The sequence below is a fragment of the Candidatus Erwinia haradaeae genome (assembly GCF_900698855.1).
GTDB classification, from domain to species: domain Bacteria; phylum Pseudomonadota; class Gammaproteobacteria; order Enterobacterales; family Enterobacteriaceae; genus Erwinia_E; species Erwinia_E haradaeae_F.
The window spans coordinates 422,545-438,210 of sequence record NZ_LR217698.1; the positions used below are offsets into that span (position 1 = coordinate 422,545).

Annotated in this window: 12 protein-coding genes; 11 read left to right on the forward strand and 1 reads right to left on the reverse strand. The window is 33.5% G+C overall.

All coding sequences use genetic code 11. The features are described 5' to 3' along the window. Positions 1-109: 109 nt before the first annotated feature. Together glmU and glmS are read left to right on the forward strand one after the other, a co-directional pair. Positions 110-1,480: a bifunctional UDP-N-acetylglucosamine diphosphorylase/glucosamine-1-phosphate N-acetyltransferase GlmU gene (glmU, locus tag HACICURT3053_RS01190; RefSeq protein ID WP_157991934.1), complete on the forward strand. Its 1,371-nt coding sequence runs from the start codon at positions 110-112 to the stop codon at positions 1,478-1,480. Positions 1,481-1,640: 160 nt separating this feature from the next. Continuing rightward, positions 1,641-3,470 (forward strand): glutamine--fructose-6-phosphate transaminase (isomerizing), encoded by a 1,830-nt coding sequence (gene glmS / locus HACICURT3053_RS01195; protein ID WP_157991935.1) that lies wholly within the window; start codon positions 1,641-1,643, stop codon positions 3,468-3,470. Positions 3,471-3,532: 62 nt separating this feature from the next. Here glmS and fumC read toward each other — a convergent pair whose 3' ends face one another. Further along, positions 3,533-4,936: a class II fumarate hydratase gene (fumC, locus tag HACICURT3053_RS01200; RefSeq protein ID WP_157991936.1), complete on the reverse strand. Its 1,404-nt coding sequence runs from the start codon at positions 4,934-4,936 to the stop codon at positions 3,533-3,535. A 2,983-nt stretch (positions 4,937-7,919) separates the two neighbouring features. Between fumC and HACICURT3053_RS01205 the strand changes: the two genes are divergently transcribed. The 9 genes from HACICURT3053_RS01205 (at position 7,920) to tuf (ending at position 15,636) form a co-directional block, all read left to right on the forward strand. Next, positions 7,920-8,522: a peroxiredoxin C gene (locus tag HACICURT3053_RS01205; protein ID WP_157991937.1), complete on the forward strand. Its 603-nt coding sequence runs from the start codon at positions 7,920-7,922 to the stop codon at positions 8,520-8,522. 331 nt (positions 8,523-8,853) lie between these two features. After that, positions 8,854-9,795, forward strand: a complete 942-nt coding sequence (gene ribF / locus HACICURT3053_RS01210; protein ID WP_157991938.1) for a bifunctional riboflavin kinase/FAD synthetase — start codon at positions 8,854-8,856, stop codon at positions 9,793-9,795. Between the two features lie 230 nt (positions 9,796-10,025). After that, a complete protein-coding gene (gene tusD, locus HACICURT3053_RS01215; protein ID WP_157991939.1) occupies positions 10,026-10,412 on the forward strand; it encodes a sulfurtransferase complex subunit TusD in 387 nt (128 codons plus the stop codon). Then, positions 10,412-10,771, forward strand: coding sequence for a sulfurtransferase complex subunit TusC (tusC, locus tag HACICURT3053_RS01220; protein ID WP_157991940.1), 360 nt, complete (start codon positions 10,412-10,414; stop codon positions 10,769-10,771). Before tusD ends, tusC begins: the two co-directional genes overlap by 1 nt. Positions 10,772-10,783: 12 nt before the next feature. Further along, the gene (gene tusB, locus HACICURT3053_RS01225; protein ID WP_157991941.1) at positions 10,784-11,071 is read left to right on the forward strand and encodes a sulfurtransferase complex subunit TusB; all 288 of its coding nucleotides are present in this window, start codon (positions 10,784-10,786) and stop codon (positions 11,069-11,071) included. A gap of 162 nt (positions 11,072-11,233) precedes the next feature. Next, positions 11,234-11,608: a 30S ribosomal protein S12 gene (gene rpsL, locus HACICURT3053_RS01230; protein ID WP_157991942.1), complete on the forward strand. Its 375-nt coding sequence runs from the start codon at positions 11,234-11,236 to the stop codon at positions 11,606-11,608. Positions 11,609-11,706: 98 nt separating this feature from the next. Beyond that, positions 11,707-12,177 carry a 30S ribosomal protein S7 gene (gene rpsG, locus HACICURT3053_RS01235; RefSeq protein ID WP_157992302.1) on the forward strand — a complete coding sequence of 157 codons (471 nt, stop codon included), beginning with the start codon at positions 11,707-11,709 and terminating at the stop codon, positions 12,175-12,177. A gap of 93 nt (positions 12,178-12,270) precedes the next feature. Then, the gene (gene fusA / locus HACICURT3053_RS01240) at positions 12,271-14,379 is read left to right on the forward strand and encodes an elongation factor G (RefSeq protein WP_157991943.1); all 2,109 of its coding nucleotides are present in this window, start codon (positions 12,271-12,273) and stop codon (positions 14,377-14,379) included. A 72-nt stretch (positions 14,380-14,451) separates the two neighbouring features. Continuing rightward, positions 14,452-15,636 carry an elongation factor Tu gene (tuf, locus tag HACICURT3053_RS01245; RefSeq protein ID WP_157991944.1) on the forward strand — a complete coding sequence of 395 codons (1,185 nt, stop codon included), beginning with the start codon at positions 14,452-14,454 and terminating at the stop codon, positions 15,634-15,636. Positions 15,637-15,666: the final 30 nt, after the last annotated feature.

Below are 15,666 nucleotides of genomic sequence, written 5' to 3' on the forward strand. Positions count from 1 at the left end.
GAAGATTAGGAAACACATTGAAACCAAGTAATAGTAGTTTCTAGAATATTATTCTATATGACACATGCATGTTCTTATGCAATGGATGTAATGATTAGTTAGGATGTTTATGGAAAATCGTTTAATGAGCGTAGTAATCCTTGCTGCTGGTAAAGGTACTCGTATGCATTCAGATTTGCCAAAGGTATTGCACTTACTAGCAGGTAAACCTATGGTACAATATGTAATAGATGTGTCTAAAGAAATAAATGCCAGATGTATTAATCTTGTATATGGACATGCTGGTAATCTTCTTAAAATGGCCATCAATGACGATTCTTTAAACTGGATTTTACAAAAAGAGCAGTTAGGAACGGGTCATGCTATACAGCAAGCTATACCTTATTTTAATGATAATGAAGAAATTTTGATATTGTATGGCGATGTTCCTTTAATTTCAGGTAATACGCTACGTCGTTTACGGAAAGCAAAACCACCTGGTGGTATAGCTCTTTTAACAGTACAACTTGATAATCCAGATGGTTATGGACGAATCATTCGTCGCCATGGAAAAGTCATAGGTATTGTCGAACACAAAGACGCTACACTACAGCAATTAGTTATCAATGAAGTTAATAGTGGAATTTTTCTTGCTAATGGATCAGACATTAAGCGCTGGTTAAGTCAATTAACTTATAAAAAGGCAAAGAGTGAATATTATATTACTGATATCATAGCTATTGCGCATGATTCTGGTTGTTCTATTAAAACAGTACATCCAGAACGCCTAACTGAAATCACTGGTGTAAATAACCGTCTTCAACTTTCTAATTTAGAGCGTATTTACCAAGTAGAATTAGCAGAAAAATTTCTTTTAGAAGGCGGCATGTTGCAAGACCTGACTCGTTTTGATTTACGTGGTATATTAGAGCATGGTCGTGATGTTATGATTGATACTAATGTAATTATTGAAGGCACTGTTATCATTGGTAATCGAGTTAAAATTGGAACTGGTTGCGTAATAAAAAATAGTTTCATTTCTGATGATAGTGTTATTAATCCTTATAGTGTACTTGATGGCGCGCAGTTAGAGCCATGGTCCAGAGTGGGTCCATTTGCTAATTTACGTCCAGGTAGTAAATTATCGACAGGTTCTCATGTAGGTAGTTTTGTGGAAATGAAAAATACCATACTTGGTTCCGGGTCTAAATCAGCACATTTGAGTTATCTTGGAGATGCAGAGATTGGTGTTAATGTGAATATCGGAGCAGGTACTATTACCTGTAATTATGATGGTATAAATAAATCTAAGACTGTTATTGGTGATGATGCTTTTGTTGGTTCAGGTACTCAGCTTATTGCTCCAGTTCATATTGGAACTGGAGTGACTATTGCTGCTGGTAGCACCATTATAAAAGATGTTCCTGATAACGGGTTAGTATATAACCGAAAAGAACAAATATTTAATGTCAATTGGAAAAAAGAAAAAAAGAAAAATTAAGGATGAGTTCATGTTTTCTTATCTATACATCGTATAACAAGAAGATGAATGCCATAACTAACTGTTGGGCTGCTGCAATGATAGACAATCTACTAGATGCTGTAAAATCAGAACATAACTCTGACACCCTATTGACCATTATACCAGGAAAATGATTGTTATGTGTGGAATTATTGGTGCAATTTCGTATCGTAATATTGTAGAGATTTTACTTGATGGATTACGACGTTTGGAATATCGGGGTTATGATTCTTCAGGTTTAGCTATTGTGGATATTTATGGACAGGTAATTCGTCTTCGTCGTCTTGGAGGGGTTCAGAATTTAGCTGATGCGGTAGAAAATACTATTTTATCAGGTAAGATAGGTATTGCACATACGCGTTGGGCTACGCATGGAAAACCGTCAGAAATTAATGCTCATCCACATATATCGTCTGATATTAGTATAGTCCATAATGGTATTATTGAAAATTATCAGTCTATATATAAACAACTAAGAGCATGTGGTTATATATGTTCGTCAGAAACTGATACAGAAGTAGTGGCGCATTTAGTTGATTGGGAAGGGAAAAAAGGTGGGTCATTCCTTGAGGTAGTACAGCGTGTTCTTCCGCGTCTTCGTGGAACATACGGAATGGTTATTTTAGATAGACGTATGCCAGATAGATTAATTGCAGCACGTTCTGGCAGTCCATTGGTTATTGGTTGTAGTGTTGGTGAAAACTTTATAGGATCTGATCCTATAGCATTGCTTCCAGTAACACGTCGATTGATTTATTTAGAAGAGGGTGATATAGCACAAATTACATCATCTAGTATTATGATTTTTGATCGTTGTGGTAATAGTGTTCAGCGCCCTGAAATATTATCTAACATACGACATGACTCGGTAAATAAAGGAGTGTATCATCACTATATGCAGAAAGAAATTTATGAGCAGTCAACAGTAATTAAAAAAAGGTTAAAAGGTTGCCTAAAAAATAATAAAGTTGATTTGTCTGAGTTAGGGTCAAAAAATGAAATTTTATTAAAAAATTTAAAACATATCCAGATTGTCGCTTGTGGTACTTCATATAATGCAGGCATGGTAGCAAGATATTGGTTTGAATCATTGATTCAAGTACCCTGTGATGTTGAAATTGCTTCTGAATTTCGTTATCGACAACCCGTGGTAAGACATAATAGCTTTTTAATAACCCTTTCTCAATCTGGAGAAACTGCTGATACCCTAGCCGCACTGCGTCTTTCTAAGACGATGAGCTATTTAGGATCTTTAGCAATTTGTAATGTACCTGGCTCTTCTTTAGTGCGTGAATCCGATTTAGTTCTTATGACTCAAGCAGGTCCAGAAATTGGTGTTGCATCGACTAAGTCTTTTACATCTCAATTGACTATTTTGTTAATGTTGCTTGCAAAAATTAGTTATTTGAAAGGCATGAAGCCTGAGATTGAAAGGAATATTGTCGAGGCATTGAAAATGTTACCTTATCGCATTGATCAAATGTTATTGCAAAATGATTTTATGGCTGATTTGGCGAAAGATTTTATTAATAAAGAGAATGCTTTATTTCTTGGTAGGGGAACGCAATATCCGATTGCAATGGAGGGGGCTCTAAAACTAAAAGAGATCTCTTATATTCATGCGGAAGCATATGCTGCTGGAGAATTAAAACATGGTCCGCTTGCTTTGATTGATGACAATATGCCAGTGATCGTTGTTGCACCAGATAATGATCTTTTAGAAAAAATAAAATCAAATATAGAAGAAGTGCGTGCTCGAGGTGGTTCATTATATATTTTTACCAATGCTCAATTTTGTGTTTTTAATATTGAGAGAATGCATATTATTTCTTTACCATATGTTGAAACGATTATTACACCAATTTCCTATACTGTACCTCTGCAGTTACTTAGTTATCATATAGCTCTACTTAAAGGAAATAATGTAGATCAACCAAGAAATCTAGCAAAATCAGTAACAGTAGAATAAAAGGTAAAAACTATTATATAAACATTTGATATGTTAAAATTTTTATTTTTGACCTAGAAGGTTTAATCTTCTATATCTATGGTTCCAATCATTTTTTTAGGTTGCACCCAGTTGTCAAATTCTTCTGAAGTAAGATAACCAAGTTTTATTGCAGCTTCTTTTAGTTTTAATCCTTCTTTATGTGCTGTATTAGATATATCTGCTGATTTATCATATCCAATATGTGTATTTAGTGCAGTTACTAACATTAATGACTCATTTAATAATTGTGTAATACGGGTATAATTTGGCTTAATTCCTTTCGCGCAGTGTTTATTAAAGCTATTCATACCGTCAGATAAAAGACGTGCAGATTGTAAAAAATTATAGATAACCATAGGTCGATAAACATTTAACTCCAAGTTTCCAGATGCCCCTCCTATATTGATAGCTACATCATTACCCATAACCTGGCAACAAATCATTGTTAATGCCTCGCACTGAGTTGGATTAACCTTTCCTGGCATAATAGAACTACCTGGTTCATTTTCAGGAATTGTTAATTCACCAATTCCGCAGCGTGGCCCGGAGGCAAGTAATCGTACATCATTACTAATTTTCATCAAAGAGACTGCTAGTCCTTTTAGTGCTCCATGTGCATGGACTAATGCATCACAGGTTGCTAGAGCTTCAAATTTATTCACTGCAGTAATAAATTTTATTCCAGTGAGTACAGATAGCTCTTTAGAAACATTTACAGCATATTCTGGGTGAGTGTTTAAACCATTTCCAACAGCCGTGCCTCCTATAGCAAGTTCCGAGAGATGAGGAATGCTTTTTATAATATGTTCAAGATTGTGTTTTAACATTGCTACCCATCCTGAGAATTCTTGTCCTAGAGTCAATGGTGTGGCATCTTGTAAGTGAGTTCGTCCAATTTTTATGATAGATTTAAAATCTACTGATTTATGATAAAGTGTATTTTTAAGAGCTGTAAGAGAAGGAATTAGTTTTTCATGTAGGGCTATTATTGCTGCAACATGCATGGCAGACGGAAATACATCATTAGAGCTCTGACTATGATTGACATGATCATGTGGATGAACTAATCGCGACATACCCCTCTCCCCTCCTAAAATTTCGCTAGAGCGATTAGCTAATACTTCATTCATATTCATATTAGTTTGTGTTCCAGATCCCGTCTGCCAGATTGATAGTGGAAACTGATTCCAATGTTTATTACTAAGTATTTCATCAGTTGCTTTTATTATTGCATATGCTATATCAAGTGAAAGCACGCCTATATCTGCATTGACTTTAGCTGCCGCACGTTTAATAAGCGCTAACGCATATATGAATTCTAGAGGCATTTTTTCTGTAGAGATTCTAAAGTATGATAATGAACGTTGTGTTTGGGCGCCCCAAAGTTGGTCTTCAGATATCTCCATAGTGCCCATGGAGTCTTTTTCAACGCGAATTTTTGGCATGATTAAGTTCCTGATTGTAGCTATTAGTACAATATAGTTTTATTTTATGAATGTAGGTATCAGTTATAGTTAAGTAATAATAATTATTATTTTATTTTCGTAATTAAATTAAATCATTCAACAACCTATTTGGGTAGATTTTTTACAAGAGTTTATAGTAGTTTATTATAGATGATCACAAAAGAAGATTTTTCTTATTTACTTTTTGAGAGTATCTAGTATGATATTTAAGACTAGATACAGATACGGTTATATCCGATAATCATAGAATATTATTAGTTCAGATTACACGTTATACTTAATGGTTTCGAAATAAAATAATATTAGAATATATATGTTCTTTCTTGATTAGAAATGAATGGTTATTTTATGTGATGCATTATTTATTTAAAGTATAAATATTAAGTTTAAAACATATGTTTCTGAAATTGCAAATTTAAGAGTAACATATCTTTTTATGCATTATCATATTAGTTTGATATTATGTCTTTAAAGTGTAAATATTCCATTCTCAGAGAGTTAAAAAGTTAACATAGTTTTTATTATTTTTAGATGATAAATATCACATTCTTAATTATTTTATTTATTAATATTAATAATATTTATGACTTATTCATAGCACTAATATATAATTGAATATTGTATCTTGAGTCTAAACTTTAGAAAACTATACAGTCTGCACGGTTATTTATTAATAGTATTTTTTGACTTTAATGTCTGAACTATCAGTAAAATACTATTTTTATAACATATATATTTAAAATATTAAAGTCTATACATGTGAAGATTTAAATATATAAATAATAATACATGTTGGATTGTTAATTTATATCAAAATATACTGTTTACTTATGATAAAAAGATATGAGATAATAGAAATATTTGTTTCATGGTAGAAGTCGGAGTTTTAAGGTTATTAACCATTTTCTTTTTCATGCATTAAATCATGATCATTATTATTTTATTTCACTAATCTTAATAGATTTTATGAGATAACAAAGTTGTTCTTATTGAAGTGTTTATTAGTTAAAGATTTATGAGATATGCACAAGGATGTTTGACTTATGTTATTAGTTGATATCAGGAGTTAATACATTTAATTAATATGATAATTAATACTCTTTTCATCAAATATTTACTTGTATTTGAAATAAGAAAAGATGATAGTTTAACTTAATTGTTTCTATGTTTTTTATTTTTTGGCGCACAGTAAAAGTAGAATATCTTATGAATATAGATAATAATTTTTGTTTCTGTAAGAGATTTTCAATTAAAGAGTAGTGTCTATTCGTGATGTCTATTTATAGTTATATTGTTCTTATGAGTCAGATGATATGGATCATAAAGGTTTTATGGAAAATAGTTAATTTTTCTTCGATTGTTAGTTTTAATTAGAGATAGGAATGATATGAGAGATCAGTCATATTCGTTCTTTCGTTATTCAATTAGTTGAAGGAAAGAGCAATATGATTGCTATCTAAATAGAAACTTTAGTCTAAACCACATAATTCGAATTTATTAGTATAATATAAACTTGACTATAATTGTATATTAAATGATTATGATTGTTATATTATCCAACATAACACTGTTAGATATAAGTGATTTGTTTTATTTACCTCATACTAACTACATATGTACATAATTACATAAATATGTATTATTAGATTTAATCTATACTATCTATATAATGTTTTGATTAAAGTTGTTAATATTAAATATATAGTATGAAATTGATTATAAGTTCTTTTATTTTGTGTAAGAATGTATGAAGAAGGTGAATAGGAGATTTGTGTCTTAAGATTCACCAAAGATAATTATTAGTTTTTTTATTTTTTTGAGTTGTGATATGCTCTTTTTAAGTTAAGAAATTTTTTATTTTTTATCAAGATTTTTACTTTGTAAAAATTGATTAATTATTTTTTTACACAAAGACCTTTCCATCTTGGAATTCAGTCTGGTGGTATTCGAGATTTAGATGTAGGATTTTTCAAGCCATAAATTCTAAGGCATATAAAGTTTTTAATAATTATTCTTTTTAATTAAGGTGAAAGTAAAGAGTAACATTAGTTTTCAGTATTGCTATTTTAGTAAAACCCCAGTCACTATTTTTTCTCTAAAATTCCTATCGGCTCCTAGTTCTAAGGTAGTTTTAAACAGGTTATATTGAGATGTCATTTCCTCAGGTGTATTGTGTTAGCGAGAATGAAATCAGAAAATATTTATTTTCCCCTCTCAAAATCAGTTTTATAATTGTCTACTCTTGAAATATGATATTTACTCTATTAATTGATATAAATGGAATAAATGTGATTTATTTTTTGCAAAGAAATATAATCAGATATTGTGATATTAATAATAGATAATATCATAATAAATTTATAATTAAAGTTCTTTGTATGTATCAGTAGGTCACTGTTAATTAACAGGGCTTTACCTATGAATATAGGGTTTTTCGATTAATTTTATGATACTAATAATTTAAATAGATCAGGGTTCTTTATATTTATTTAAAAAAATCCGTGTTAAATACATATTTTCTGTTTAGGCTATTATACTTGAACACGATATCTATATTACATAAATATGTCATAAAAATTTTATAGGATATTTTGTATCTCTAATATTTAGATACTATTAAAGTTCGAGTTTCATTATTTTTAAAATAAATTTTTATATAATTATTTGTATTAATATCTATTCATTTAAGTTATGTTTTTTGATTAGTTAACTTGTGATTATAGCATATCGATATGTTAAGAGAGGTTTAAATTAATTATCAAATCTTTTTTAGATTGTATGAAAAGTGAATTAGAGAAAGGTATTGATTTTTTTAATATCTAAAAGTATAGTGATCTGATGATTAATGATTAGATCCAACGTTCCCTGTTAGTCAGATTTTGAGATTTTATTAAGTCTCTTATTTAAAATGTTATTATAAATATTTTATTTTTAAGAATTTTAGGTGATTTTAGGAGTTAACATGGTATTAGTTAGTCGCATTGCCCCTGATTTTACAGCTTCTGCTGTTCTTGGAAGTGGCGAAATTATAGAGAAGTTTAACTTTTTAGACTTTACTTCTGGAAAAACTAGTGTTCTATTTTTTTGGCCTATGGATTTTACCTTTGTATGTCCGTCAGAATTAATCGCTTTTGACAAGAGATACGCAGAGTTTCAAAATCGTGGTGCAGAAGTAATTGGTATCTCTTTAGATTCGGTATTTGTGCATAAAGCGTGGCGTAACACTCCAATTCATAAAGGAGGAATAGGTTCAGTCCAGTATATAATGGTTTCTGATATTAAACGTGAGATTCAGAAATCTTGGGGTATTGAGCATCCAGATGCTGGTATCGCATTACGTGGGTCTTTTCTTATCGATCAGTTTGGTATAGTGCGTCATCAAGTAGTTAATGATCTACCATTTGGACGTAATATTAATGAAATGTTGCGGATGATTGATGCATTACAGTTCCATGAAGTTCATGGGGAAGTGTGTCCAGCACAGTGGGAAAAAGGAAAAGATACCATTACACCGTCTTCTGACGGTATTGCTAAATATTTATCTGAAAATCTACATCAATTGTAATGATTTAGTAACAAAATATGTTATTAGAATTTATAATATACAATTTTAAATGGATGATAGATCTATTTTTTATATTATATTTTAGTCGGTTTTATACTATAATCTTATAACATGGTTATGGAGTACATTATATAAATATAAAATATGTTTAGCTATTCACTAAATTAGACATTAGTGCATGATTTAATATTATTGCAATCAATTGTTGATCTGAAAAGAAACATCTTGTTTATAGTAAGATCAATAATAAATAGATGTTTAGTATATTTTAGAAAAGGATTTGATTATTATTTGTTTTGAACATTTATTTGCTAAATAATTTGAGAAATTTATGCAGTTAATACGCGGAATACACAATCTTCGAAAATATCATCAAGGTTGCGTATTGACTGTCGGAAATTTTGATGGTGTGCATCGTGGCCATCAGAAATTATTGGCAAAGTTATATGAAGAAGGTTTGCAACGTAATACGTCAGTCATGGTTATGATTTTTGAGCCTCATCCACTTGAGTTTTTTTCTAATAAACATGCCCCTGCGCGTTTAACAAGACTTCATGAGAAGGTGCGTCTTCTTGCGCGGTCTGGTGTGGACTGGGTCCTTTGTATTCGATTTAATCATGATTTTAGTTCTTATAGTCCGCAAAATTTTATTTCTGAGATTTTAGTAAAGAAGTTGAATATACAGTTACTTATAGTAGGCAGTGATTTTCAATTTGGTATTCATCGTTCTGGTGATTTTCCTTTATTAAAGGAAGCAAGTATTCATTATGGTTTTGATATTATAAATTTTAAAGCTTTGTGTGATTCGGAAAATCGTATCAGTAGTACAGCAATACGCCACGCGTTATCTGAAGATAATTTTGAGTTAGCTCAGAGATTATTAGGTAGGCCATTCAGTATATCTGGTCGAGTAATTCATGGTGATGCCTTAGGGCGAGTAATTGGATTCCCCACTGCAAACTTGTCTTTATCTCGAGTAGTTTTGCCTCTTGCAGGTGTATATATTGTTCATGTACAAGGATATGATTCCAGGATATTACCTGGTATCGCAAATATTGGGGTTCGTCCAACTTTTAACCTTGGCGCTCAACAGTTAGAAATTTATCTTTTTGATTTTTCTTTGGATATTTACGGTAAATATTTAGAGGTTGTTATGTTACGTAAAATACGTGCTGAACAGCGTTTTGATTCAATTAATGAGCTAAAAAATCAAATTAAAAATGACGTCGTAACTGCTAGGAATTTTTTTAAAAATCAAGCTTTGGGCGGGTAATGAATTATGTATTAAAATATTTTAGATATTAGAGATAGAAGCCTAAATAATTATATTTATACCCAATAAATAAAGTTATTCAATTATATAAAAAATTAGGATATTATATTTTATATTAGAGTTCAACTTATCAGGTAATACAGTAACTATTTTTAACCAAAGATAGAAAAAATAATATTTAATTTTATAACTATGTTTAGACATCAAGACAGGTACACAAAATATAGCTCATGCGTTTTTGTCTTATGGTAACTGGACCTGCTTATGGGACCCAACGATCTAGTACAGCGTGGTTATTTGCTAGTGAGTTAATAGAGCAGTTACATACAATTACTAGTATTTTTTTTTATTGTGAGGGCGTTTTAAACGCTAGTGTGTTGAATTGTCCAAGCAATGATGAAGTTCATCTGACTCGTTATTGGCAGAAATTATCTAAACAACATGGTGTTATATTAAATGTTTGTATTTCGGCAGCATTGCGTCGAGGCGTCTGTGGTCAACAAGAGGCAGAGAACTTGCATTTATTATCGTCTAATTTAGCTTCTGGTTTTAGGTTAAGTGGTTTGGGGGAACTAGCTGAAGCACTATTGAATTGTGATCGAGTGGTACAATTTTAATGAAGTCCATTGCTTTTATTTTTACACGAGGTCCACATGGATCTAGTCTTGGACGTGAAGGTTTAGATGCAATATTGGCATTATTGTCTTTTAGTGACAACATTGCTTTATTTTTTGTGAGTGATGGTGTATTGCAATTAACTACTAATCAAAAACCAGATTTGATTTTAGCACGTAACTATATTTCTACTTTTAGTTTACTTTCCTTATATGAGATCAAGAGATTTTACATATGCTCAGACGCATTAGTTGAACGCGGTGTGGTTATCGACGCTCCAAATGTATTGGGCGCTGATGTACTATCTTCATCGGCACTGCGTCTAAAGTTAAATGATTATCATCGACTTATTACTTTTTAAACCTAGAAGATTATGCTACATACATTAACGATGTCACCATTTCGTTGTGATGTACTTGCTATACGACGTTTAATAGCAGTGGGTGACCATGTGTTGTTACTTGAGGATGGAGTAATTTTTGCATTGGCAGGAACTAAAGCTCTGTCCATATTGATTAATACCTCAGCCTATATACATGCATTAAGAGTCGATCTGTTAGCTCGTGGTTTAATGAATCAAGTGTCCTCTCAAGTTGAAATCATTAGTTATACTTATTTTGTGATGCTTACATTAGAGAATCCACAGCAAATATGTTGGTAAATATTATTAAGGTTTTTTTGGTAAATCATAGTAACATTGGTTATTTCTTGACTCTTTTTGGACTTGAATCTAAAATGTTGTTTTCTAATATCACTTACATTTTCTTATTACCTAGATGTCAAGAAAAAAAGAAAAGAATATTTAAAGTCCAGGAGTTTTGTTATGTCAACAATTAATCAGTTAGTTCGTAAACCACGTGTTAGAAAATCAGTAAAAAGTAATGTTCCGGCACTAGAAGGTTGTCCACAGAAACGTGGTGTATGTACTCGAGTCTATACTACTACTCCTAAAAAACCGAATTCCGCTTTGCGTAAGGTATGTCGAGTTCGCTTAACAAACGGGTTTGAAGTAACTTCTTATATTGGAGGTGAGGGTCATAATTTACAAGAACACTCTGTCATTCTTATTCGTGGAGGTCGAGTTAAAGATTTGCCTGGTGTACGTTATCATACGGTGCGTGGGGCGTTAGATTGTTCAGGGGTTAAAGATTGTAAGCAGGCACGTTCTAAATATGGCGTCAAAAAACCAAAAACTTAATTTTTTTCTGAAGGTTAAGTAAAAGAGAATAACCAAACATGCTCTTATGACGCGAATGAAAATGTTTGGCATCCTGAATGAACCACGGAGTACTCCTCATGCCACGTCGTCGTATCATCAGTCAACGTAAAATTCTTCCAGATCCTAAGTTTGGGTCAGATCTCTTAGCAAAATTTATTAATATTCTCATGAAAAATGGTAAGAAATCTATTGCTGAGACTATTGTGTATAATGCACTAGCTAATGTAGTTAGTAAAATTAGTAAAAACGGTTTAGAAATATTCGAAACAGCTCTAGATAATGTTCGGCCAACTGTTGAAGTGAAGTCTCGGCGGGTAGGTGGTTCTACTTATCAAGTTCCTGTTGAGGTTCGTCCGGTTCGTCGTAATACATTAGCAATGCGTTGGATTGTAGAATCCGCTCGAAAACGTAGTGATAAATCTATGGCGCTTCGTTTGGCTCATGAATTGTCTGAGGCTTCTGAAAATAAAGGAGCTGCAGTAAAAAAACGTGAAGATGTGCACCGTATGGCTGAAGCTAATAAGGCTTTTGCTCATTACCGATGGTAATAGCGATATATTTGTGATTAATCCGTGTAAAATATAATAAATAATATTACTAGGATTAACTAACTAAGAATACTCGGAAATTAGAGGAAACACATGGCTCGTAGTACACCTATAACACGCTACCGCAATATCGGTATTAGTGCGCATATCGATGCTGGTAAGACAACGACTACTGAGCGTATCCTATTTTATACTGGTGTAAACCATAAAATTGGTGAAGTACATGATGGCGCAGCTACAATGGACTGGATGGCTCAAGAGCAAGAGCGTGGAATTACTATTACTTCTGCGGCAACTACTGCTTTTTGGTCTGGTATGGCTAATCAGTTTAAGCGACACCGAATCAATATTATTGATACTCCAGGACATGTTGATTTTACTATTGAAGTTGAGCGTTCGATGCGTGTACTAGATGGTGTAGTAATGGTTTATTGTGCCGTCGGAGGCGTGCAGCCACAGTCTGAAACTGTTTGGCGTCAGGCTAATAAATATAAAGTACCACGCATTGCCTTTATTAATAAAATGGATCGTATGGGGGCTAATTTTTTTAAAGTAGTAAATCAGATAAAATCGCGTTTATCAGCAAATCCAGTTCCAATACAACTAGCTATTGGAGCAGAAGATAGATTTACTGGTGTGATTGATTTGATTAAGATGAAAGCTATTAACTGGAATGATAGTGACCAGGGTTTAACTTTTTCATATGAGGAAATCCCTTTAAAAATGAAGGAGTCTGCCGAAGATTGGCACCAAAAATTACTTGAGTCTGTAGCAGAATCTTCTGAGGAGTTAATGGATAAGTATCTTAGTGGAAAAGTGTTTACTGAACAAGAAATTAAAAATGCTTTGAGGAAGCGTGTTTTAAAGAATGAAGTAATTTTAGTGACTTGCGGATCTGCTTTTAAGAACAAAGGTGTGCAAGCGATGCTCGATTCAGTGATTGAATATTTACCTGCCCCAACTGATGTGAGCGCAATTAATGGAATTTTAGATGACGGAAAGGATACTCCGGCTCTACGTAGTGCAGATGACACGGCTCCTTTTTCTGCTTTAGCATTTAAAATCGCCACCGACCCATTTGTTGGAAACTTAACTTTCTTCCGTGTATATTCTGGTGTTGTAAAATCCGGTGATACTGTTATGAATTCTGCAAAAGCTCAGCGTGAGCGATTGGGTCGAATTGTGCAAATGCACGCTAATAAACGTGAAGAAATCAAAGAGGTATGTGCAGGCGACATAGCTGCTGCTATTGGTTTAAAAGATGTGACCACAGGTGATACTCTCTGTGATATAAATAATATAATTATATTAGAGCGCATGGATTTTCCTGAACCAGTAATTTCTGTAGCAGTGGAGCCAAAAACGAAAGCGGATCAAGAAAAAATGGGAATGGCTCTTGGTCGACTGGCAAAAGAAGATCCTTCATTTCGTGTTTGGACAGATGAAGAGTCATCACAGACTATTATTGCTGGTATGGGTGAACTGCATTTAGAAATTTTAGTAGATCGAATGCAACGTGAATTTAATGTTTCAGCTAACGTTGGTAAGCCTCAGGTGGCTTATCGTGAAACCATTCGTACATCTGTTACAGATGTTGAAGGTAAATATATTAAGCAGTCGGGTGGCCGAGGCCAATTTGGTCATGTTGTAATTGATATGTGTCCTTTGGAGGCTGGTGGTCTAGGTTATCAGTTTATTAATGATATTGTTGGTGGTACCATTCCTAAAGAATTTATTCCAGCAGTTGATAAAGGAATTCAAGAGCAGCTTAAGTCCGGGCCTTTAGCGGGATATCCTGTTGTCGATGTTAAGGTCCGTTTGCATTATGGCTCATACCATGATGTAGATTCTTCTGAATTAGCGTTTAAAATAGCTGCGTCTTTAGCTTTTAAATCTGCGTTTCGTCAAGCCAGACCTATTCTTCTTGAACCTGTCATGAAAGTAGAGGTTGATACTCCAGAAGAGTACATGGGTGATGTAATTGGTGACCTGAATCGCCGACGAGGCCTAATAGAAGGTATGGAAGAGTCTTCTACCGGAAAGACAGTATGTGCTCAAGTGCCATTGTCTTCTATGTTTGGCTATGCAACTGACCTCCGCTCACAGACTCAGGGTCGCGCTTCGTACTCTATGGAATTCTTGAAATACGTTGAGGCACCTAACCATGTTGCTCAAGTTATTATTGAAGCTCGTGGTAAATAAGTTTTTGGGTTTATGTAATTAGTCCCGTGTTTACTTATTATTAGGTAAGCACAAAAAGTAAGGAATATCGCTGTGGCTAAAGAAAAATTTGAACGCTCTAAAACACACGTCAATGTTGGCACTATTGGGCACGTTGACCATGGTAAAACCACCTTAACTGCTGCTATTACAACTGTACTGGCCAAAACTTACGGCGGTACTGCTCGCGCCTTTGATCAAATAGATAACGCACCAGAAGAAAAAGCACGTGGGATTACTATCAATACTTCACATGTTGAATATGACACTGTAACGCGGCATTATGCGCACGTTGATTGTCCAGGTCATGCTGATTATATCAAAAATATGATCACTGGTGCCGCTCAGATGGATGGGGCAATTTTAGTGGTTGCCGCTACAGATGGGCCGATGCCACAGACTCGTGAACATATTTTACTTGGTCGACAGGTTGGCGTGCCTTACATAATTGTTTTTCTGAACAAGTGTGACATGGTAGATGATGAGGAATTGCTTGAATTAGTGGAAATGGAAGTTCGTGATTTATTGTCTCAATATGATTTTCCAGGCGATCTAACACCTATTGTCTATGGATCTGCATTAAAAGCATTAGAAGGTGAAGCAGAGTGGGAGGCTAAAATCCTAGAGTTAGCTTCTCATTTAGATAACTACATACCAGAACCCAAGCGTTCTATTGATAAAACATTCTTAATGCCAATTGAGGATGTCTTCTCTATCTCCGGTCGGGGTACTGTTGTCACTGGTCGCGTCGAGAGTGGTATCATTAAAGTTGGCGAAGAAGTGGAGATTGTTGGTATTAAAGATACCGTTAAATCCATCTGCACTGGAGTTGAAATGTTTCGTAAACTTTTAGATGAAGGGCGTGCTGGTGAGAATTGTGGTATTTTACTTCGAGGTATAAAGCGAGAAGATATTCAGAGAGGTCAGGTTTTATCTAAACCAGGGACGATTAAGCCGCATACTCAATTTGAGTCAGAAGTGTATATTTTATCTAAAGAAGAAGGGGGGCGTCATACTCCGTTCTTTCAAGGATATCGTCCACAGTTCTATTTTCGTACCACTGATGTAACAGGCACTATTGAGTTACCAGAAGGCGTTGAGATGGTTATGCCAGGAGATAATATCAAAATGGTTGTAAACTTAATTCATCCGATTGCTATGAACGAAGGTTTGCGTTTTGCTATTCGTGAAGGAGGTCGTACTGTTGGAGCGGGTATAGTTTCTAAAATAGTTTCTTAATGTGCGTATTCTTGTATATAGTCTCTATAG